Consider the following 21,304-nt stretch of genomic DNA (forward strand, 5'->3'; position numbering starts at 1 on the left):
TGCTATAATTCAAGGCTTCAACAGGCGCGTAGCTCAGCTGGTTAGAGCACCACCTTGACATGGTGGGGGTCGTTGGTTCGAGTCCAATCGCGCCTACCATTTCTTCCTTAAGTGGTTGAAATGGTTAATGAAAATGGTATCGCGGCGAAGCGGTGTTTTGTTTGTCACTCACAGTGATCCACAGGAACCGAACGATGCCTATTTCATTGAATATTAACCAGCAAATTGTTTCCCACTCTCGTGGTCAGAAACGCATCGACCTTCGAGCTGCTCTCGAAGCGTCACCTAATACCCAAGAAAATCACAACCTCACCTTTGGTGAGCTTGCTCGAGCTTATCTGGCGACCCACTACAACGGGGCCGATATGCAAATGCGCAAGTGGCTCGACCTGTTGGGCAATCGCAGTGCCTGGAGTATTACTGCCGAAGAATTGGCCCGTGCAGGTGTAGCCATGCTTGAAAACGGCTACAGCCCGAGCACGGTCAACAGAAATTTGTCCCAAATTGGCAGCATCTACCGCTGGGCCAAGCGAAAGATGCTGACCCCTGTGGGGTTCATCTCTCCCACCTTGTCTCAACATCGATACCCTGAGCCAATCAGGCGTGTGAGCCTGAGTGATTCTGAAATTAAACGTATTCTTGATGGAGCTTCAGGGTTCAAGGATCGGCGGTTTTCAGTTCTTGTCAGAATCTTGATCGAAACTGGTGCTCGACGTGGGGAGGTCTGCGAGAGACGGTGGTCCGATATCGACCTAGATAGCTGTTGCATTGAAGTGCTTGAGACGAAAACTGGGAAGCCCCGAATGCTTTTCTTTAGCCAGGAAACATCCGCGCTTATGCGCAGGGTGTGGCCAATCCGAGAGTCCGCAGCATTGCTTTTTGGTAGTACTCGCGCTCCCGGTGCAATTGTTACTTTTAAGAAAAGTTGGGACAAATTGACCCAGGCAATTGGTAGACCTGACTTGCGCTTGCATGATTTGCGGCACTACAGAGCCAAATTACTTATTGAATCAGGAGCCTCTGTGGCGGTTGCCGCGCAAGCATTGGGTCATAGCAGTTTGATTTTGCATCGACGCTATGGGCACCTTGAGTCGGGGACGATTTCTCAAGCTGTACGCTCAAGTTGGAAGTGATCATGGACAAAGAAAACGAACTGCGACAGGCGCTGAATTTCTTATCAAACAACTGGCGACACAACGAACATCTGAGAGAGGCTTTTGAGTCCATTTTTCAGCAACTCAATGCAGGTACGAAGAGTGATAAAGCTAATGCTGAGGCTTTGCGTGAGTACCTTTCATACCCAGGTAGCAAGAGTGCTCTGTCATCCTCAGAAAGCTTCCTGGCTAGCCTCAAAGAGCCAAATGGTCGAAGGGCGGCAGGACTGGTCCGAAAGGGTAGGGGAAAGAGGCATGATCCGGCCACAGTGAAGATGGAAGACGGTGTCATGCAGGTCATGATCGCCTATCTTCTAAAACGGGCCAAAAAATGGGAAATTGACGCAGCCATTCTGGAGCGCGTTGGCGAAGATGCTGATCCGGCAACCATCAGAAAATACAGGAAAGAACTGGAAGCTAGAGCTCAGGCTTTTGTTGTTGGCTATAAAAAATTTCAAAGTTCATTTGGTTCCAAAAAACCATTGTGGAACGAGCCAGAGATCATCGTTAAATCGGAAAATAATCGGTGATTATTTTCACCCTATGAAGTATTGAATCGACGCGTAATCAAGGTTACTCGCTTCGCCGCGATCCATGATGAAAGGTCGAAATGAAACACGCAACGGAAAAAGCCAGCCCCAAGCTGGTGAGAACAGTCAGCAACTGGCATTGCGCCAGAGAGGTGTTCTCTGAATTTATTGAAGTTCACCCTGAATTGGGCTTGAAAGACAGCCCAGTCACATTCAGAAACTTTTGTTGCCGGCATGGTCGTGCACTCATGTCGCTTGGGGTCATGCGAAAGCCAGCTGGCTTGCGTTCACCTGCAATTTTCGACGCTGAGCGTTTTGACCAAGTTGCATTCGAGCTGGTGACATTGCGGTCAAATGATGTCCCCCCACATTTGATTGCTGGGGGCGAAAAATGCTGATCTGGAATGAATCAACATCGGAGCCAAGTAAACAATCTCCAGGAGGAAAGCAAACCGAAACAACCGATCAAACCGATTCTGAACTTGATCGAGTGTCCAACCATGAATTCATGGCAGCCTTGTTTGGGGAAAGCTTTGGCTCGGCTAAACCGCTCGTCTGCCGTAAGCAAGGCGACCCAGTCTCAGGTGGATGGATGCCAAGGGTGTGGCCATGTCCAACAGCAGACGCCGGTTTAAATTGGTACTTCGGCCCAAGCCTCTACGAGCCAGATTCAAACGGTCAGCCGAGAGCAAAACGTGAACATGTTCATTCAGTCTGTGTCATCTGTTTGGATGATGTCGGCACAAAAGCTGACATGCATGTGCTTGATTCACTTGCTCCTACTTGGCTGATTGAAACCAGTCAAGGCAACTATCAGGCTGGTTATGCATTCGATCAGCCAGTCGAAGACCTCGACTTTGTCGACCATCTCAAGCAAAAGCTGATCGAGAAAGGTTTATGCGATCCTGGCGCGACCGGCGGTGTTGCTCGCTGGATGCGCTTGCCAGTCGGGATTAACGGCAAGGCACAGTACGGACCAGACGGGTTCAGATGTCGGCTAGCTCAATGGGCGCCGACCAATCGGTATTCGCCAGCAGAAATTGAAAATGCTTTGCTCAATTTTGGTGCTGAAACATCAGAGGGGGCCGCAACGCGAGCTATCAATGGCTTTAACCCAGTCATTGATGCACTCAAGAATAAAGGGCAATACATTCGCCCGATTGGTGGGCGTCGGCATGAAATTGTGTGCCCTTGGTGGGAGCAGCATTCAGACCCAGCCGATACCAAAAGCTACTACTATGAACCGTCAGAAAAATCTCCGCATGGTGGCTTCAAGTGCTTCCACAGTCATGGTTCTGGATTGAGAGTTCGCGATTTGCTCAAGCACTTGAACATTCCCGCCAAGGATGTTTCTATCAAACCCACTGTCGTTGTACAGCCGGGGCACATTGTTAGGGTGGTCACAGATGCAGAGCTGGCCTTGGCAAAAATGGGAGGCATTTATAACGCCCACAACATGCTTTGCACGGTTCGCCAGGATGCAAGCACAGGAGATGTACAAGTCAAACCCCTGAGCAAGGATCGCCTCTTGCTCGATGCATCGAAGGCTGCCATCTGGGAAAGGCATAAACAAAATGGTGATGTCAATGTGATTGACCCACCTGAAAAGTACATTGGCATTTTGCTTGAAATGGGTGATTACCAGCACATTCCGCAGTTGGCTGGCATCGCTAGACAGCCTTATTTCTATGGCAACTTTGTATTCGGCAGCGTAGAAGGGTACGACCCGGAATCACGCATGTTTGGGGCATTTCGCGCAAACGATTACGTTGTTCCACAGACTCCGACTCTCGAGCAAGCACAAGAAGCCCTCGATGAACTGATCGCCCTGTTGACTGAGTTCAGGTTTCAGTCGCCACGCGATCGTGATGCTGCATTGGCTGGAATCTTCACGGCAGTGTTGCGGTCTTCACTGCCCACATCTCCCATGTTCCATGTCAGAGCACCTCAGATCGCAAGCGGAAAATCGTATCTATGCAATTTGATTGCCGCTTTTGCGGGGCCAGGTGCACCAGCGGTATCAGCGTTTCCTGAGTCTCAAGAGGAATGTCAAAAATACCTGCTGTCAGCATTGCTTGATTCACCTGCTGTGGTGATCTTCGATAACCTGACAAAGGATTTGTTACCTTACACATCCCTGTGTTCCGCACTCACTGAAGAATCAATTCGCGGCCGCATTCTCGGGTTGTCGAAAACTGCATGGGTCAGCACGAAAACGTTGTTCGTGAGTTCCGGCAATAACGTGGGACCGGTTAGGGATATGACACGTCGAACGATTGTCATTGCGCTTGACCCACAGACGGAACTTGCTTCATCAAGGGATTTCAAGCTCGATCCGCTGTCAGTGGTCAGATATCAGCGAGCTTATTACGTTTCACTGGTTTTGACGGTTGTTAATGCATGGCAGGCGGCGGGCCGTCCAATGACCAACTGCCGCAAATTGGCAAGCTATGAACGCTGGTCAGAAATGGTTCGGCAACCGCTGATGTGGTTGGGTGTATCTGATCCAGCTGCTGGTCTGTACTCCGCGCAAGAAAATGATCCTGAAAAGCAGATGCTCCTGAGGCTGTTATTGGCGTGGAAGCAATGTTTCGCTTCAGTGCCGACCATGGTTCGGGAAGCCGTCAGCTATGCCGTTTCTGGCGCAGCTAATTCTGGTGATCTCAGGGAAGTGCTTGAGGAAGTCGCAGAGCGCAGGGGAGAGATCAACCGACGAACTTTGGGGCACATGATTGCCCGTTATGAAGGCAGAGTTGTTGGTGGTATGCGATTCGAGCGGTCTTTCACCAAGGCAAACGCAGAACGCTGGTCTGTCCGGACCCTATCAACAGAGAAATCGGATGTGTCGGATGTATCGGTTAGTTTTTCCCAGGGTGAAACTGATCATCAACACGATGAATTTTGACCAACGGATCAGCTTGAATCATGAAACTTAAATATTTGCGATTTGTGCAAGAGCAAGCGGTGGGCCAATTTCTCACGAGTGGGGTTTTTTTAGGGGGGAGGTGTGAGCCATGAATCTGCCAGCAAATCTTCACATTGTTCGGGGACCACCAAGGAAAAAAGACGGTCACGACAGCTTCATTCGCTCAACTTCAGACGACGATCTCACTTCGGATTGGATTGACCGTCCGGAACGATGGGATCGGACAATGTTTATTGCCAACGCAAGCAACTACCTGCAAAAGAAAAACGGGGGCATTGACACAGCCGACCGGCATTTACTAAGCATGCTGGCATCTCAAATCGAAATCTATGTGGAAAGCATATTAAAACTTCGTTCAGATGGCTTGGTAATGGCCTTCAACGGAGGCATGACTATGGGGCCAAACCCATATATGGCCATAGCTGACAGGGCGTTGTACAGGAGCATTCAGGTTATGAAAGAGTTGGAGTTGTCTCCAAAATCGCGTGATGGTTACCAATCAACACGGCAACTAACGCCAGAACTACAAAGTCTTCTTGATGGACCGTAAGTATTTCTCAAAACCGCCCCTGCCTTGGCTAGGCAGGGCTCGTAAACAGCCGGGGAGGGCGTGTGTTTTCGATGATGGCTCCCAGATGACTGCTTGAGGCTGGAAGCAGGCACCCAGTCCAGCCCGATGACGGGCAGTAGCCGACCCATAGCAGACGTCTATATTTGGCATAGATAGCACAACTTATTTCCCTCACAGGCACCCGCGACCATGCCACAAAAATGACATCAACGAGTCATCAGGGTGTCATATCACGACATTACCATCGCTGCAATTCAGATTCGTAATCAGGTCATCATTTTTGATTACGAATTCAAATCTGCCGGAGGTGTCATGATCGAACTACAGAATGTCTCAGTCAGTTATGGTGATGCGATTGCACTGTATCCCACCACTCTCAAACTCCATCAGGGACAGTTCACCGTATTGCTCGGATCTTCCGGCGCTGGAAAATCCACGCTACTTCGCTGTATTAATTCGCTGCATGCGTCGCAGCGCGGCACCACCATTGTCGCCGGCTTAGGAAATTTGGCGAACTCGCGTGCATTGCGCATGCATCGCCGACAGACTGGCATGGTGTTTCAACAGCATCAATTGATTGGCCGACTGACGGCTTTGCAAAACGTTTCGATGGGCCGAATGGGCTACCACACGGCATTACGCAGTCTATTCCCCCTCCCGGCGAAGGATCAATCCATATGCTTGCAAAGTCTGGACCGAGTCGGCTTATTGCACAAAGCCTTAAGCCGTGTCGACGCATTGAGCGGCGGCCAGCAGCAACGCATCGGTATTGCCCGGGCTCTGGCTCAGCAACCTAAACTGGTGTTGGCTGATGAACCGGTAGCCAGCCTCGATCCTGCTACTGCAGAGCGAGTGCTAAGTCTGCTGCACCGCATTTGTAAAGAGGACGGGATTTCGGCGGTCGTCAGCCTGCATCAGGTAGACCTCGCTCAACGTTATGCCGACCGTATTATTGGCCTGTCCCATGGCCGAGTCATTTTTGATGCCGCCCCGCAGACTTTGGATCAAGCCAGTTACGACACGCTGTATGAACAAGTACCCCGTTCTTCTTTGAGCGTTCCACAAGACGCTCGAGAGGAACGGCTTATCGATACTTCATTTCCCATGCAACTTGCTACCGTAAAGGATTGATTATGAAAAAACTCGCATCCGCATTAATGTCTGTCTTGCTTGCCGCCGTCTGCAGCATTGGCCATGCATCATCCAATCCCGATCCAGAAACGCTCAAAGTTGCGCTGCTGCCGGACGAAAACGCATCGACCGTAATTAAAAACAACAAGCCGCTCGAAATCTATCTGGAAAAAGAGCTGGGAAAGAAAATTGAGCTGGTGGTTACCACTGATTACTCGTCAATGATCGAAGCCATGCGTCACGGCCGTATCGACATGGCATATTTTGGCCCCTTGTCGTATGTGCTGGCTAAGCAAAAGAGCGACATCGAGCCATTCGCAGCGATGAAGCAAAAGGGTAGCACTACCTACCAGTCCGTATTGATCGCCAATACTGGCGCCGGCATCGCCAAAATCAGTGATATCGTCAACAAGAATGTCGCTTACGGTGATAAGGCATCCACCTCCAGCCATTTGATTCCGAAGTCGATATTGGCGGAAAACGGTTTGAAAGCCGGCGAAAACTATCGCGAACACTTTGCCGGTGCGCATGACGCGGTGGCCATGGCCGTGCAAAACGGTCACGCGCAGGCTGGCGGCTTGAGTAAGCCGATTTTTGAATCCCTGGTTCAGCGCGGACTGGTCGATCCCAACAAAGTAAAAGTTCTTGCCGAATCGAAGCCATATCCGCAATACCCGTGGACCATGCGCAGCAATCTGAAGCCGGAACTGAAGGAAAAGATCCGTGCAGCCTTCTTGAATCTCAAAGATCCGGAAGTCCTGAAACCTTTCAAAGCCGATGGTTTCGGCCCGATCAGCGACAAAGACTATGACGTGGTGCGCAGCCTTGGCACACTGCTCAAGCTCGATCTGTCGAAGTTCTAAGTGAGCGACAGCATGCAAGCTGATTTTGGTTTGATTCTGGCCGAGCGCCAGCGCGTATGGAACCGCACGATACTGCAGTTTGCCGTTGTGCTGGCGATTGTGATCGGTTGCTGGTATTACGTCGGCCTATTTGATGCCGAGCGATTGAAGGATGGCATGCCAAGCCTGGTAAAAATTGCCGGCGAGATGTTCCCACCGAACTTCTCGCAGGCTGGCACCTGGGTCAAACCGGTACTGGATACCTTGGCCATGAGTATCGCCGGCACGGCAATCGCGGTATTGCTATCCATTCCCTTAGGAGTGCTCGCCGCGCGGAATACTAGCCCTCATCCACTCGTGTATCAAGCCACACGCGGCCTGTTAAACGCTTTGCGATCGATACCCGAACTGATCATGGGCATCCTGTTCGTGGCAGCCGTTGGCTTCGGCGCATTGCCGGGTGTTTTAGCCCTAGGCTTACATTCGGTTGGCATGATCGCCAAATTTTTTTCGGAATCGATCGAACATGCCGATCCGGCACCGGTAGAAGCCGCGCATGCAGCGGGCTGCACGCCATTGCAGGTGATTTTTCATGGGATCTTTCCCCAAGTGCTTCCGCAAATGGCCGATACCGCGATCTATCGATGGGAATACAACTTCCGTGCTTCGACCGTGATGGGCATGGTCGGCGCCGGTGGAATCGGGTTCGAGCTGATGGGCTCTCTGCGCATCATGCAATACCAGGATGTCTCGGCTATTTTGCTGGTTATTTTAGGCATGGTTACCCTCGTCGACGCCTTCAGCTCCTTCCTGCGTCGCAAGTTCAAATAACTCCCAAAGCTTACAAAGGTTTTTATGAAGCCCAAAGTCGTCCTCACCCACTGGGTGCACCCGGAAATCATCGAATTGTTGTCCGCTAGCGCCGATGTTATCCCCAACACCACACGGGAAACCTTGCCGCGTTCTGAGGTAATTGCGCGAGCCAAAGATGCGGATGCACTCATGGCTTTCATGCCGGACAGCATCGACAGCGCGTTTCTCGAGGAATGTCCAAAGCTGCGTGTCATCGGCGCCGCGCTTAAAGGCTATGATAACTTCGATGTCAACGCCTGCACACGCCACGGTGTATGGCTTACGATTGTGCCGGATTTGCTTACGATCCCGACCGCTGAACTGACTATCGGCCTTCTTCTCGGTTTGACAAGGCATATGCTGGAAGGCGATAGGCAAATCCGTAGCGGACACTTCCAAGGCTGGCGGCCGACACTATATGGCTCTGGTTTGACAGGAAAAACGCTTGGCATCATTGGTATGGGGGCGGTCGGCCGTGCAATCGCCCAGCGCTTGGCTGGCTTTGAAATGAATCTCTTGTATTGCGATCCGATTCCGCTCAATGCCGAACAAGAAAAGGCTTGGCACGTACAGCGCGTCACGCTCGATGAACTGCTCGAAAAATGTGATTATGTCGTGCCGATGGTTCCGATGGCCGCAGAGACACTGCATCTAATCGATGCCACCGCGTTGGCCAAGATGAAAACCGGTAGCTACCTGATCAATGCATGTCGCGGCTCGGTCGTGGATGAGAATGCGGTGATAGCAGCACTGGCGTCTGGAAAACTAGCTGGATATGCAGCCGATGTCTTCGAGATGGAAGAATGGATACGCGCTGATCGCCCGCAGGCTATCCCCAAGGCGCTGCTCGACAATACGGCACAAACGTTTTTTACGCCGCATTTGGGATCGGCGGTCAAGGAAGTTCGGCTTGAAATCGAGCGGCAGGCAGCGATGAACATCATCCAGGCACTCGCTGGTGAAAAACCGATGGGCGCGATTAATCAGCCGTATCCGGGAGTAAAGGCGGCGTGATAGATCTGGAGCGTGTGGCGACGTTCATTGCCGTCGTCAAATGCGGGGGCTTTCGCGAAGCGGCGAAGCAAACTGGATTGTCCCAGCCAACAGTAACGCAGCATATCAAGCGGCTGGAGCAGTCTTTGCAGGCCCGGCTGATTGACCGCGCAACAATGCCGCAAAGCCTGACATTGGAGGGAAAGATTTTTTTCCCCTATGCGGAACAATTGCTCCGTACTAGCCATAAGGCTACGGCAGCCCTCCACAATAAAAGCCTGGTCGTTGGTGCAAGCTCCAATATCGGCATTTATCTTTTACAACCCTATATCAAGGCGCTCCAAGATAAATTAGCAAACAAGATCGATGTGAGGATCGGCAAAAATATCGAGATTGCCGCTTTGCTGGAAACGCTTGAAGTGGATGTAGCGGTAATGGAGTGGTGGGACTCACGTCCTGGGTTCGTCTCAACAGTATGGCGGCGCGAGAGGATGGTTGTCATTGTTCGCCCCGGCCATCCTTGGGCTGCCGAGTCGACCATTCCACTTAAGTGGTTAAAATCCCAGAACTTGCTTGGAGGCGAAGCGGCTACCGGAACTGGGCGCCTACTACAACAATATGCCGGTGCCGACTCGGCAGAGTTCACAGTGGGTATGCAGTTAGGTAGCACCGAGGCGGTCAAACACGCGGTCCACGCAGGGCTAGGAATCTCGCTTGTGATGGAAAGCGCGGTCAAGCATGAACAGGCAAGCGGATGGTTACATGCAATTCCGATTGAAGAAGATGTTTACAAAGATCTTTATCTCGTACATCGCTCAGAAACTTCGTTAAGCGGTCCGGTGGCAAGCCTTGCAGATTTGATTCTCCATTCTCCGGATTTAGGCTCAATAGAATATAAATAGCAAAACGAATGTCTGCTTCTGGCCGGCAGCAGCTAGTCAAGCATCAACTCTGACCGACAGCTACCGCTGCATAGCAGGCACTGTCTTCATACGGCATTGTTTCAAGCGCATGCTCTCCAGAGTAGTTCTAATCCACTAATCACTGCTATATACTTACCTAAACACTGTCTTTTCACCGCGAAATGGCCCTTGACATGGTGGGGGTCGTTGGTTCGAGTCCAATCGCGCCTACCAAATTCGGTAGGAAAATCAAGCACTTAGACACCTAGGTGCTTTTTTTTTCGTCTGTCGTACGGCAAAAATACGGCAAGCCATGTTTTATACGGCATGAGTTTGTGCCGTACGTCACCACAATTTCAGCCACGGCAAAAAGCAAAAACCCGCCGAAGCGGGTTCTCTTGTCACTTGCGGTAGTCTGGTGCCGCCCTGTCATCTCGAAGGTGATTCGTGCGACCTTCATTCGGTGATTCCATGTTTGCTTGATGGCATCGCCCAGCGGTCCGGTCTGACCCTTGCGCCATAGCTCTCTCAGGTCTAGCAGGCTGCCCCCGGTCAAAGCGCTTAGGACTGTTACCACGCCCATCTGCGCCGCTCCGGTTAGCCCCTCGATTCCATTAAGTGCATTGGCAAGGCCGATCAACTCTTTAGACTCAAGGGCGCTGTCCAGTATCGCCACGCGCCTGTCGACGTTGCTCAGTTGCAGGTCGATCATGGCGGCGGTTGTCAGCAGACGTGCGGCCTCTCGCTATGCAGGCAGCTTGGGCTACTCATGCTCTGAAGCTCTGAATGCGTTTTTGCACTGCATCCAGTCCAAAGCATTGGAATGTCCCCTTTGGCTCAGTCAATATGAATGTCCATGTGGATGCACTGCCTATGCGGGTCAATCGCATGCCGCGCACCAGTGCCATCAGTCGTAGGGTTTCAAACATGCAACATGTCAGACCCCCACTTTCATCAGGTGCGAGTTGTCCAGTTTGCAGCGGTTGTCCGGCATTGGGATTGCGCCCGCCGAAATAACATCAATCACAACAGAGGCCAATCTCTCTTCGTCTGGGCCTCATGCTTGTACGTCTCGTGGTGCCTGATAGTCAGCTGCTTTGTTCATTTGAAGTTGATTTTTATTATCAATATGTATAATATATTTCTTAATTTTGATTTCTTAAATTAATTAAAATGATAAATTTGTTTAAATCGGTATCAATTGCTATATTGGCTGTTCTGCTCGCTGCTCGCTGCTCGCTGCTTGTGGTGGAGGTGCCGGGGTGTCAAGCTCATCGGGATTTCTACCTGCAGATTTTTCAGAAAAGTCAATATATTATGTGAGCGATAAAAAATATCAGCTTGCTGTTTTTAATTCCAACGGTATTGTTCATGCATCGGAATATGTCGCAGAAGGTGCTCCGATTGTTAATTCGGATGCGGCAACCTGGGCAATCGTCAAAGGTGAATTGTGGATTACCTACTCAGGTAATACACAAAAGTACAAACTAATAAGTAACGATGCCATAAATCGTTATTATCAAGTAGAAAAAACATCTGCGAATGGCAGTGTTAAAACGGTTGTGTGGTTTTATGATCAAAAAACAGCCTTGGCTCAAGCTCAAGCATTTATAAATAATAATGAAATTTCTGAGGTGGGATCTAATTCATCTCCTAGTACATATCCATTTTCTGTTATTTGGATTAATTCATTACGGCCTTCATCCAAAAATTTCAATATTAGTGGATATGTGAATGGTATGGAAGTTACGGGTTCAGGAACGGTAACGCGAGGGGCTTTTAGCACAGGTATATTTGAAGGAGTTTCAGCAAACCGGCAAATAAAAACTTTGACAGGAGAGTTTGCAGTTGGCGGGACTACTGTGCCAATGAGTAGTTATGTTTTTGATTGGGTTAATTCAAACTATGAGCCATTAGGAAAAAGTGGAGGTGATGATTATTTTGTTGTGAGGGGGGTGCCAACTTTTCCAGCAACAGTACGTGTTAATGACTCGGGTGCTTTGTATAGTGCTGAAATTTACAATAATAGTAGTAAGTCAGGGTATATCGGGACTGTATCTGTTACGTATGTTGTTGAAGCGGATACGGCGACAACGGCTTTATTGAGAATAATCACCGAAGAAAGAAATGCATTTGGCATGATAAAGTCAACCCTTCAATCGGAAGTCAAAATATGGCCATCGGGTGAATTTGAATTAATAAAAGAAATTTTCCGTGGAGATGACTCGGTCCTGATATTTAATTATTAACTTGTGTTTCAGTCGCTGACCATGCCCTGGTGGCGCAGCAGCGCATCCAGGCTGGGCTCGCGGCCTCGGAAGGCTTTGAACGAGTCCAGCGCTGGGCGGCTGCCGCCGGCTTCCAAGATGGCTTGGCGGTAACGGCGGCCGGTTTCCAGGCTGGGGCTGCCGTCGGCAGCGGCGGTTTCTTCAAAAGCGGCGTAGGCATCGGCGCTCAGCACCTCGGCCCATTTGTAGCTGTAATAGCCTGCGGCATACCCGCCCGCAAAGATGTGGCTGAAGGTGTGGACCATGCGGTTGAAAGCTGGTGGCCGCATGACGGCCACTTCGTTGCGCACTTCTTGCAAGAGCGGCATGAAGTCCTGAGACGGGTCGTGCTCGGCGTGCACCAGCATGTCGAACAGCGAGAACTCGATCTGGCGCAGGGTTTGCAGACCGCTTTGGAAGTTCTTGGCGGCCAGCATTTTGTCGAACAGTTCGCGCGGCAAGGCGGCGCCGGTCTCCACATGGGCGGTCATGTGGCTCAGCACCGACCATTCCCAGCAGAAGTTTTCCATGAACTGGCTGGGCAGCTCGACCGCGTCCCACTCCACGCCGCTGATGCCCGAGACATCGCGCTCGTTCACTTGCGTGAGCATGTGGTGCAGGCCATGGCCAAATTCGTGGAAGAGGGTGATCACGTCGTCGTGCGTCAGCAGCGCGGGCTGGCCGTTGACGCCCTCGGCGAAATTGCACACCAGGTGCGCCACCGGTGTTTGCAGCACGCCGGTGTCGGGGCGCTGCCAGCGGCCGCGCACATCGTCCATCCAGGCGCCGCCGCGTTTGCCGCCGCGTGCGGGTTGGTCCAGGTAGAACTGGCCAATCAGCTGGCCTTGGCGTTCGATGCGGAAGAACTGCACGGCAGGGTGCCAGACCGGGGCTTGGTCAGGTCGGATGCTGACTTCGAACAGGGTTTCGATGATTTTGAACAGACCGGCCAGCACCTTGGGGGCTGTGAAGTATTGTTTGACGTCCTGCTCGCTGAAGCTATAGCGCGCTTCCTTGAGCTTTTCGCTGATGTAGGGCACGTCCCAGGCGTTCAGCGGGCCGGTGTGGCCCAGCTCTTGGGCGGCGAACTCGCGCAAGTCGGCCAGGTCTTTTTCGGCAAAGGGGCGCGCACGCAGGGCCAGGTCTCGCAAAAAGCCGATCACTTTTTTGGGCGATTCTGCCATCTTGGGCACCACCGAGACCTGCGCATAGTTGTCGTAACCCAAGAGGCGTGACTCTTCCTGGCGCAAGACGAGGATTTCCTGCATCAAGGCGGTGTTGTCGAACTGGCGGCTGTCTTCAGGCGCCTGGTCCGATGCGCGGGTGACGTGGGCTTTGTACAGTTGCTCGCGCAGCGCCGCGTCATGGGCAAATTGCATCACCGGCAGGTACACCGGCATCTTCAGGCTCAGGCGGCAGCCTTCCTGGCCCTCTTTCTGGGCGGAGGCGCGGGTGGCTTGCACCACGTCAGCGGGCACGCCCGCCAGACGGTCTTCGCTCACATACAAGGAAAAGCTGTCGGTCGCGTCCAGCGTGTTTTCGCTGAACTTCTGGGTCAGCTCGGCCAGGCGCTCCTGAATGGCGGCGTAACGCACTTTGGCCTCGCCTTGCAGCTCGGCGCCGCCCAGCACAAAGGCGCGCAAGGCGTTTTGGTGGGCTTGCTTTTGTTCAGCGTTCAGGCTGGCGGTGTCGATGGCTTTGTACTTGGCGTACAGGCGCTCGTCGCTGCCCAGGCGTGTCCAGAATTCGGTGACCAGGGGCAGGGCCGCGTTGTAAGCGGCGCGCAGCTCGGGGGTGTCGGCCACGCTGTTGAGGTGGCTGACTGCGCCCCAGGCCATGCCCAGACGCTCTGTGCTGACGTCCAGCACCTTGGCGATCTCGACCCATTGCGCTGGGAAATCTGCGGCAGTGACCGTTTCCAGAGCCCGGTTGGTGGCCGCCAGCAGTTCGTCCATGGCGGGTGCCACGTGTTCCGGGGCGATGCGGTCAAACAAGGGCAGGCCGGAGGTGTCGAGCAGGGGGTTGGTCATGGCTTTTTCGGTCTTGTGGGTCAAGGGCTGGGGTCTGGCGGGGATGGACCCCGGGTCAAGCCCGGGGTGACATATTTTGGGCCCGGGGTGACACGTTTGGGGCTCGGGGTGACACGTTTGGGGCTTTGGGTGCCTTGTGGATTACTTGGAGGCGCGTTCGGCGGCTTCAAGGGTGTTGACCAAGAGCATGGTGATGGTCATGGGGCCGACGCCGCCGGGCACGGGGGTGATGTGGCTGGCGACTTGTTTGACGCCTTCAAAATCCACGTCGCCGCACAGTTTGCCTTCGTCGTTGCGGTTCATGCCCACGTCCAGCACCACAGCGCCGGGCTTGACCATGTCGGCCGTGAGCACATTGCGCTTGCCCACAGCGGCCACGATCACATCGGCCTGCAGCGTCATGGCCTTGAGGTCTTTGGTGCCGCTGTGGCAAATGGTCACGGTGGCGTTCTTTTGCAAGAGCATCAGCGCCATGGGCTTGCCCACGATGTTGCTGCGGCCAATGACCACGGCGTGTTTGCCTTTCAGGTCGTAGTTGATGCTTTCGAGCATCTTCATGCAGCCATAAGGGGTGCAAGGCCAGAAACCGGGCATACCGGTCATGAGCGCACCGGCGCTGGCGATGTGGAAACCGTCCACGTCTTTGGCCGGGCTGATGGCTTCGATCACTTTTTGCGCGTCGATGTGCGCAGGCAAGGGCAGCTGCACCAGGATGCCGTGGATGCTGGGGTCGTTGTTGAGCGCTTCCACGCGGGCCAGCAAGTCGGCCTCGGTCATGCTGGCTTCGTATTTTTCCAGCACCGAGTGCAAGCCTGCGTCTTCGCAAGCTTTGACCTTGTTGCGCACATAAACCTGACTGGCTTGGTTGTCGCCCACCAGCACCACGGCCAGGCCGGGCGTGATGCCTTTGGCTTTCAGGGCTTGGGCACGGGTGGCGACTTCGGTGCGCAGTTGTTTGGACAGGGCGTTGCCGTCGATGATTTGGGCGGTCATGTTTGAAACTCGAAAAGGTCAGAGAAAAAATGCAAAACGCCCGACGGGTGCGGGCGTTTGGATGAGGGCTTGTGGCTCAGGCCTTGGGCGCGTTTTGCCCCAGTGCGATCTTGAGCAAGTCGGCCACGGTGTTGGCGTTGAGCTTTTCCATGATGTTGGCGCGGTGCGCTTCCACCGTTTTGATGCTGATGCCCAGATCGTCGGCGATCTGCTTGTTCAGACGGCCTGCCACGATGCGTTCGAGCACCTGGGCTTCACGGCCTGTCAGTTTGGACAGCAGCGCATCGCGGCTGGCCGCTTGCTGGTGGCCAGCAAAGGCTTCACGGGCTTCGTCCAGCATGCGCTCGACCAGACTGAGCAACTCTTCTTCCTTGAAGGGCTTCTGGATGAAGTCCATCGCGCCTTTTTTCATGGTGTTCACGGCCATGGGCACGTCGCCGTGGCCGGTGATGAACACGATGGGCAGGGGGGATTTGCGCTCGATCAGGCGGTCTTGCAGTTCCAGGCCGGTCATGCCGCCCATGCGGATGTCGGCGATCAGGCAGGCCACTTCACGCGGGTCGTAGCGGCTGATGAACGATTCCGCACTGTCAAAGCAACGCACGCGGTAGTCTTTGCCTTCGAGCAGCCACTGCAGGGAATCGCGCACCGCTTCGTCGTCGTCCACGACATAAACCGTGCCTTTTTTCGGAATCAAACTCATTCATTTACCCCAGTGGCTTGTTGGGTGGTCAAAGTGGCTTCGACCGGGATCCAGAAGGAGAACCGGCAGCCGGTCACCTCGTCGGCATTGTAGAGGTTCTCGGCCATGATCCTGCCCTGGTGGGATTCGATGATGCTGCGGCACAAATTCAGGCCAATGCCCATGCCTTCGACCTTGGTTGAGAAGAAGGCTTCGTAAACGCGGTCAATGGCTTCGGGTGGCAGGCCTTGGCCCGTGTCGGTGACAGAAAATTCGACCACCGGTTTGTCGTCCACCATGGTGGGCACCACTTTCAATTCCACATGGCGCTTGTCCGCTGGCCGTTTGGCGTTGTCAATCGACTCGGCCGCATTTTTCATCAGGTTGATCAGGACCTGCTCAATCAGAATCGGGTCCACCATCAGCTGCGGCAAGCGGGCGGCCACGTAATGGCTCAGACGCACATGGCGGCGGCGCAGTTCAATTTCGGCCAGTTCCAACGATTCGTTGACCATGGCGCTCACGTCCGACAAGGCGCGGTTGGGTTCGCTGCGTTTCACAAAACTGCGGATGCGCAAAATGATTTGGCCCGCACGTTGGGCTTGGTGCGCGGTCTTGTCCAGTGCCCAGAGCAGGTCTTTTTCTTCGGCCTGTTGGCTCTTGATGCGCGAAATCATGCCGCTGCAGTAATTGCTGATGGCGGTCAGGGGCTGGTTCAGCTCGTGCGCCACGCTGGAGGCCATCTCGCCCATGGTGATCAGGCGGCTGGCGGTTTGTGCGCGCTCGGCCTGTTGGGCGGCCAGCTCTTCGGCCTGTCGGCGTGGCGTAATGTCACTGGCAATCACCATCTGTGCCAAGCGGCCATCGGCCCAATTGATGTAGCGCGAACGCACTTCCAGCCATTTGCCAAGCTCGGCGACAAAGATTTCGGCGTTTTCCGACGAGGCCACGGTCAAACTGTCGATGGGCAGACCTGCGAGGTCGTCCACATCGTCGGAAGCTTTTTCGCCACTGTAGGCACCCGCTTGTTGCACCAAGCGCAAATGCCCCTCAGTGTTTTGGCCGAACCACAGGCGGTAGAGCTTGTTGGCAAACAGCAGCTCTTCGCTGCCCAAGGGCGCAACCGATACAGAGGCGTCCAGCGCTTCGAGCACGATGGTGAAACGCTCGTGCGAACTGGCCAACTGTTCGCGAATGCGGTTGGGCTCGGTGATGTCGGTCATCGACGTCATCCAGCCCGTTTGCTTGCCCGTCGCATCGATCAGGGGCGAGACGTACATTCGGGCATCAAACAACTTGCCGCTTTTACGCTTGACCCGCACCTGAAAGCCTGCGGATGAATGTTGTCCGCTGATTTCTTCTTCCAAGCGCTTCATCAGCAGTTCCCGGTCCTGGTCGGGCCAGTAAGGGAAGGGGGCTTCTGCCCCCACCAATTCGGCCTCGCTCCAGCCGGTCATCTGGCAAAAAGCGGGATTGACGTAAGTGATGCGTCCACGCAAGTCCAGTGCACGCATGCCTGTGACCATGGAGTTCTCCATGGCCCTGCGAAAACTGGTTTCTGCAACCAGTGCCTTTTGTGCTTGCAGTCGTCTGCGGGTATGCCGCCAATTGCCGATCAGCATCCAGGCGGTCATGACGCTGAGCACGCTCACCAGCCAAAACAAACCGCTTCCCACCAAGCCCTGCGAGGTTCGCCAGGCTTGTGCGCGCAAGATCAGATCGTTGCCCACCGGGGGCACAGGGATTTCGTAGTCGTTGTCCAAACGCTGGGTGCCTGGCAGCAAGTTGAGCAAATGAATACGTTTGGGAATGGTTTGCCCTGCCAGCAATTTCCCTGTGCTGTCTTGTAACGCAACGGCGTATTTCGCCAGAACCTCGGTGGGGATGCCGTAACGAAGCAAGCCTTCCATGGTGTATTCGGCCAGGATGACACCACTGAAACGGCCTTGCTCGTCGCTCAAGGGCGAGTGCAGTTGCAGCACCTCGTTGTTGTTGTCTTTGTCCTCATCCGCGTCGACACGACCGTAGATCGGTTGCATCAAATCACGCGCCAAGCTGAAGTGGGCCTCTGTCTCACCGACTTTCAGAACACTGCCTGTTTTCAAATACTGGCTGGGCAGCAAACTGGAGATGCTCTGGTTGGCAATGATCCGACGGCGGTCATCGATCCAGGACAAGGATTGGTATTCGGGGTATTGCTGCACCAGGGCTTCGGCGCGCGACATGAATTGATCGGGTCTGACTTCGCGGTTGGACACATCGCGTGCCAAGCGCATCACCTGTTCCTGGCGCTCGATCAGTCGCAGTCGCAGTCTCTGCTGTGCGTATTCCACATCACGTTTGATCGCTTCTTGCTCGCGCTCGACTTCTTCAATGCGCAAGTACCAAAACGCACTGGCGATGGCTGCCAAGAACAGCAAGACGGCAGCAACCGGCGCCAAATTTGCAAATCGATCTTGCCTATTGGGTGATTGCTGCACCCACCATGAGCGCCACCATGCCCAGGGACCTACCTTTTTGACCACCGATGCAGCTTTGTTCAATTCCATGGGCTGAGTTTAGGTGACAACCCTTGCGTACCTACCCGTAAAACGGCTGTGCCAACACGGAAAATTCTCTCAAAATTTCACAATGAGAAATCATTAGGCACCATTTGAAATATTTGAAAAATTATGAGAAACTTACGGGCATCATTTAACCCACAACAAACAGGAGACACGCATGACAGCGGCCAACCCACATCAGCCGAAGCCCGATCTGGATTCGCAAGAGACCCGTGAATGGATGGACGCACTGTCCGCCGTGATTGAAAAAGAAGGTGGCGAACGTGCCCACTTTCTGATTGAGCAACTCCTTGAACATGCCCGCGAGAACAGCATCGACATGCCGTTTTCCGCCACCACGGGCTACGTCAACACCATCGAGCCGCAGGAAGAAGAGCGCGCTCCTGGCAACCTCGAAATCGAAGAGCGCCTGCGCGCCTACATGCGTTGGAACGCCATGGCCATGGTCGTCAAGGCCAACCGCCACAACCCTGAAGACGGCGGCGATTTGGGTGGCCACATCGGCTCCTTCGCGTCTTTGGCCAGTTTGTTTGGCGCTGGCTTCAACCACTTTTGGCATGCCGAGAGTGAAAACCACGGTGGCGACTGCCTCTACATCCAGGGCCACGTGTCGCCCGGCGTGTACGCCCGCGCCTACCTCGAAGGCCGCCTGACCGAAGAGCAACTGCTCAACTTCCGCCAGGAAGTGGACGGCAAGGGTCTGTCGAGCTACCCGCACCCCAAGCTCATGCCCGAGTTCTGGCAGTTCCCCACGGTGTCCATGGGCCTGGGCCCGCTGATGGCGATCTACCAGGCGCGTTTCCTGAAATACCTGCACGCCCGTGGCATTGCCAACACCGAAAACCGCAAGGTCTGGGTGTTCTGTGGCGACGGCGAGATGGACGAAGTCGAATCGCTGGGCGCGATCGGCCTGGCCGCACGCGAGAAGCTGGACAACCTGATTTTTGTCGTCAACTGCAACCTGCAGCGCCTGGATGGCCCGGTGCGCGGCAACGGCAAGATCGTGCAAGAACTCGAAGGCGAGTTCCGTGGTTCCGGCTGGAACGTCATCAAGTGCCTGTGGGGCAGCGAGTGGGACGACCTGTTGGCCCGCGACAAGGACGGCGCGCTGCGCAAGCTGATGATGGACACCCTGGATGGCGACTACCAGGCTTTCAAAGCCAACGATGGCGCGTATGTGCGCAAGCATTTCTTTGGCCGCGACCCCCGCACACTGGAGATGGTGGCGCACCTCTCTGACAACGACATCTGGAACCTCAAGCGCGGTGGCCACGACCCTCAGAAGGTCTACGCCGCTTACCACAAGGCCGTCAACACCAAGGGCCAACCTACCGTGCTGCTGATCAAGACCGTCAAGGGCTTTGGCATGGGCAAGGCCGGTGAGGGCAAGAACACCGTCCACCAGACCAAGAAGCTGACGGACGAAGACATCAAGTACATGCGTGATCGCTTCAACCTGCCGATCCCCGACAGCGAGTTGCCCAACATCCCTTTCTACAAGCCGGCAGAAGACACGCCCGAAATGCGTTACCTGCACGAGCGCCGCAAGGCGCTGGGTGGCTACCTGCCACACCGCCGCACCAAGGCCGAAGAAAATTTCACCGTGCCTTCGCTCGACACCTTCAAGGCCGTGATGGAGCCCACTGCCGAAGGCCGTGAAATCTCCACGACCCAAGCCTATGTGCGCTTCCTCACGCAGCTCTTGCGTGACCAGGCCTTGGGCCCACGCGTCGTGCCCATCCTGGTGGACGAAGCCCGTACCTTCGGTATGGAAGGCCTGTTCCGCCAGATCGGTATCTACAACCCCGCAGGTCAAAACTACACCCCGGTCGACAAAGACCAGGTCATGTACTACAAGGAAGACAAAGCCGGTCAGATCCTGCAAGAAGGCATCAACGAAGCCGGTGGCATGTCCAGCTGGATCGCTGCGGCCACCAGCTACTCGACCAGCAACCGCATCATGGTGCCGTTCTACGTGTACTACTCGATGTTCGGCTTCCAGCGCATTGGCGACCTGGCCTGGGCTGCGGGCGACATGCAAGCGCGCGGCTTCTTGCTGGGCGGCACATCGGGCCGCACCACGCTCAACGGCGAAGGCTTGCAGCACGAAGACGGTCACAGCCACATCATGGCCAACACCATCCCCAACTGCGTGTCTTATGACCCCACCTTCGCACACGAAGTCGGCGTCATCCTGCACCACGGTTTGAAGCGCATGGTCGAGAAGCAAGACAACGTCTTCTATTACCTGACGTTGCTGAACGAAAACTACGCCATGCCCGGCCTCACACCCGGCACCGAAGAGCAGATCATCAAGGGCATGTATTTGTGCAAGCCTGGTGCCGCTGGTGAAAAGCGCGTGCAATTGCTGGGTTCGGGCACCATCCTGCGCGAATCGATTGCCGCCCAAACCCTGCTGGCCACCGACTGGGGCATTCAGGCCGATGTGTGGAGCTGCCCAAGCTTCAACGAACTGACCCGCGACGGCCAGGACGCCGAGCGCTTCAACTTGCTGCACCCGCTGGAAACACCCCGTGTGTCGTTTGTCGGTCAACAACTGGCCAAGCACAGCGGCCCCGTGGTGGCCTCGACCGACTACATGAAGGCCTATGCCGAGCAGATCCGTCCTTTCATTCCGAAAGACCGCACCTACAAAGTGCTGGGCACCGATGGTTTTGGCCGCTCCGACTTCCGCAGCAAGCTGCGCGAGCACTTCGAGGTCAACCGCCACTACATCGTGGTTGCGGCCCTGAAGGCGCTGAGCGAAGAGGGCAAAGTGCCCGTCGCTCAGGTGGCTGAGGCCATCAAGAAGTACGGCATCAAGACCGACAAGATCAACCCGCTGTACGCATAAATTCGGGAGACAC

17 protein-coding genes and 1 tRNA gene are annotated in these 21,304 nt (G+C 54.4%); 13 read left to right on the plus strand and 5 right to left on the minus strand.

The genetic code is table 11. The features are described 5' to 3' along the window. The first annotated feature begins 22 nt into the window (after positions 1 to 22). The 11 genes from Q1W40_RS01660 (at position 23) to Q1W40_RS01710 (ending at position 9,901) form a co-directional block, all read left to right on the plus strand. Positions 23 to 99 (plus strand) — tRNA-Val (locus tag Q1W40_RS01660). A gap of 95 nt (positions 100 to 194) precedes the next feature. Then, complete coding sequence (locus Q1W40_RS01665; protein ID WP_300708214.1) at positions 195 to 1,133, plus strand: site-specific integrase; 939 nt, start codon at positions 195 to 197, stop codon at positions 1,131 to 1,133. A 2-nt stretch (positions 1,134 to 1,135) separates the two neighbouring features. Continuing rightward, the gene (locus tag Q1W40_RS01670; protein WP_300708216.1) at positions 1,136 to 1,684 is read left to right on the plus strand and encodes a hypothetical protein; all 549 of its coding nucleotides are present in this window, start codon (positions 1,136 to 1,138) and stop codon (positions 1,682 to 1,684) included. 80 nt (positions 1,685 to 1,764) lie between these two features. After that, on the plus strand, positions 1,765 to 2,082 hold the full coding sequence (locus Q1W40_RS01675; protein ID WP_300708218.1) for a hypothetical protein: 318 nt from the start codon (positions 1,765 to 1,767) through the stop codon (positions 2,080 to 2,082). Next, entirely contained in the window at positions 2,076 to 4,589 is a 2,514-nt protein-coding gene (locus Q1W40_RS01680; protein ID WP_300708220.1) for a DNA-primase RepB domain-containing protein, read from the plus strand. Before Q1W40_RS01675 ends, Q1W40_RS01680 begins: the two co-directional genes overlap by 7 nt. 109 nt (positions 4,590 to 4,698) lie before the next feature. Then, positions 4,699 to 5,160 (plus strand): P27 family phage terminase small subunit, encoded by a 462-nt coding sequence (locus tag Q1W40_RS01685; protein WP_300708222.1) that lies wholly within the window; start codon positions 4,699 to 4,701, stop codon positions 5,158 to 5,160. 333 nt (positions 5,161 to 5,493) lie between these two features. Continuing rightward, positions 5,494 to 6,312 (plus strand): phosphonate ABC transporter ATP-binding protein, encoded by an 819-nt coding sequence (gene phnC / locus Q1W40_RS01690; protein ID WP_020200553.1) that lies wholly within the window; start codon positions 5,494 to 5,496, stop codon positions 6,310 to 6,312. A 2-nt stretch (positions 6,313 to 6,314) separates the two neighbouring features. Further along, positions 6,315 to 7,175 (plus strand): phosphate/phosphite/phosphonate ABC transporter substrate-binding protein, encoded by an 861-nt coding sequence (phnD, locus tag Q1W40_RS01695; protein ID WP_004629229.1) that lies wholly within the window; start codon positions 6,315 to 6,317, stop codon positions 7,173 to 7,175. A gap of 12 nt (positions 7,176 to 7,187) precedes the next feature. Continuing rightward, complete coding sequence (phnE, locus tag Q1W40_RS01700; protein ID WP_009238668.1) at positions 7,188 to 7,985, plus strand: phosphonate ABC transporter, permease protein PhnE; 798 nt, start codon at positions 7,188 to 7,190, stop codon at positions 7,983 to 7,985. 24 nt (positions 7,986 to 8,009) lie between these two features. Then, on the plus strand, positions 8,010 to 9,020 hold the full coding sequence (locus tag Q1W40_RS01705) for a phosphonate dehydrogenase (RefSeq protein ID WP_009238667.1): 1,011 nt from the start codon (positions 8,010 to 8,012) through the stop codon (positions 9,018 to 9,020). Further along, a complete protein-coding gene (locus Q1W40_RS01710) occupies positions 9,017 to 9,901 on the plus strand; it encodes a LysR family transcriptional regulator (protein WP_004629222.1) in 885 nt (294 codons plus the stop codon). Before Q1W40_RS01705 ends, Q1W40_RS01710 begins: the two co-directional genes overlap by 4 nt. Before the next feature lie 265 nt (positions 9,902 to 10,166). Here Q1W40_RS01710 and Q1W40_RS01715 read toward each other — a convergent pair whose 3' ends face one another. Then, positions 10,167 to 10,613 (minus strand): hypothetical protein, encoded by a 447-nt coding sequence (locus Q1W40_RS01715; protein WP_300708245.1) that lies wholly within the window; start codon positions 10,611 to 10,613, stop codon positions 10,167 to 10,169. A 607-nt stretch (positions 10,614 to 11,220) separates the two neighbouring features. Between Q1W40_RS01715 and Q1W40_RS01720 the strand changes: the two genes are divergently transcribed. Further along, the gene (locus tag Q1W40_RS01720; protein ID WP_300708247.1) at positions 11,221 to 12,150 is read left to right on the plus strand and encodes a hypothetical protein; all 930 of its coding nucleotides are present in this window, start codon (positions 11,221 to 11,223) and stop codon (positions 12,148 to 12,150) included. Between the two features lie 8 nt (positions 12,151 to 12,158). Here the strand turns inward: Q1W40_RS01720 and Q1W40_RS01725 are convergent, their stop codons facing one another. The 4 genes from Q1W40_RS01725 to Q1W40_RS01740 all read right to left on the minus strand — a co-directional run bounded on the left by Q1W40_RS01725 (position 12,159) and on the right by Q1W40_RS01740 (position 18,422). Beyond that, complete coding sequence (locus Q1W40_RS01725) at positions 12,159 to 14,198, minus strand: M3 family metallopeptidase (protein WP_300708364.1); 2,040 nt, start codon at positions 14,196 to 14,198, stop codon at positions 12,159 to 12,161. A 141-nt stretch (positions 14,199 to 14,339) separates the two neighbouring features. Further along, a complete protein-coding gene (gene folD / locus Q1W40_RS01730) occupies positions 14,340 to 15,191 on the minus strand; it encodes a bifunctional methylenetetrahydrofolate dehydrogenase/methenyltetrahydrofolate cyclohydrolase FolD (protein WP_300708249.1) in 852 nt (283 codons plus the stop codon). Positions 15,192 to 15,267: 76 nt separating this feature from the next. Next, on the minus strand, positions 15,268 to 15,894 hold the full coding sequence (locus tag Q1W40_RS01735) for a response regulator transcription factor (RefSeq protein ID WP_300708251.1): 627 nt from the start codon (positions 15,892 to 15,894) through the stop codon (positions 15,268 to 15,270). After that, positions 15,891 to 18,422, minus strand: a complete 2,532-nt coding sequence (locus tag Q1W40_RS01740) for a PAS domain S-box protein (RefSeq protein WP_300708253.1) — start codon at positions 18,420 to 18,422, stop codon at positions 15,891 to 15,893. Before Q1W40_RS01740 ends, Q1W40_RS01735 begins: the two co-directional genes overlap by 4 nt. A 172-nt stretch (positions 18,423 to 18,594) precedes the next feature. Between Q1W40_RS01740 and aceE the strand changes: the two genes are divergently transcribed. Continuing rightward, complete coding sequence (aceE, locus tag Q1W40_RS01745; protein ID WP_300708255.1) at positions 18,595 to 21,291, plus strand: pyruvate dehydrogenase (acetyl-transferring), homodimeric type; 2,697 nt, start codon at positions 18,595 to 18,597, stop codon at positions 21,289 to 21,291. The last annotated feature ends 13 nt before the right edge of the window (positions 21,292 to 21,304 follow it).

It is taken from the genome of Limnohabitans sp., assembly GCF_030158565.1.
Classification (GTDB): Bacteria; Pseudomonadota; Gammaproteobacteria; order Burkholderiales; family Burkholderiaceae_C; genus Limnohabitans_A.

Coding starts and splice junctions, on each gene's coding strand:
- Q1W40_RS01740 (WP_300708253.1), bottom strand. CDS start 18,422: ATGGAATTGAACAAAGCTGCATCGGTGGTCAAAAAGGTAGGTCCCTGG.
- Q1W40_RS01685 (WP_300708222.1), top strand. CDS start 4,699: ATGAATCTGCCAGCAAATCTTCACATTGTTCGGGGACCACCAAGGAAA.
- phnD (WP_004629229.1), top strand. CDS start 6,315: ATGAAAAAACTCGCATCCGCATTAATGTCTGTCTTGCTTGCCGCCGTC.
- Q1W40_RS01735 (WP_300708251.1), bottom strand. CDS start 15,894: ATGAGTTTGATTCCGAAAAAAGGCACGGTTTATGTCGTGGACGACGAC.
- Q1W40_RS01675 (WP_300708218.1), top strand. CDS start 1,765: ATGAAACACGCAACGGAAAAAGCCAGCCCCAAGCTGGTGAGAACAGTC.
- phnE (WP_009238668.1), top strand. CDS start 7,188: ATGCAAGCTGATTTTGGTTTGATTCTGGCCGAGCGCCAGCGCGTATGG.
- Q1W40_RS01665 (WP_300708214.1), top strand. CDS start 195: ATGCCTATTTCATTGAATATTAACCAGCAAATTGTTTCCCACTCTCGT.
- aceE (WP_300708255.1), top strand. CDS start 18,595: ATGACAGCGGCCAACCCACATCAGCCGAAGCCCGATCTGGATTCGCAA.
- Q1W40_RS01680 (WP_300708220.1), top strand. CDS start 2,076: ATGCTGATCTGGAATGAATCAACATCGGAGCCAAGTAAACAATCTCCA.
- Q1W40_RS01670 (WP_300708216.1), top strand. CDS start 1,136: ATGGACAAAGAAAACGAACTGCGACAGGCGCTGAATTTCTTATCAAAC.
- Q1W40_RS01725 (WP_300708364.1), bottom strand. CDS start 14,198: ATGACCAACCCCCTGCTCGACACCTCCGGCCTGCCCTTGTTTGACCGC.
- folD (WP_300708249.1), bottom strand. CDS start 15,191: ATGACCGCCCAAATCATCGACGGCAACGCCCTGTCCAAACAACTGCGC.
- phnC (WP_020200553.1), top strand. CDS start 5,494: ATGATCGAACTACAGAATGTCTCAGTCAGTTATGGTGATGCGATTGCA.
- Q1W40_RS01705 (WP_009238667.1), top strand. CDS start 8,010: ATGAAGCCCAAAGTCGTCCTCACCCACTGGGTGCACCCGGAAATCATC.
- Q1W40_RS01715 (WP_300708245.1), bottom strand. CDS start 10,613: ATGATCGACCTGCAACTGAGCAACGTCGACAGGCGCGTGGCGATACTG.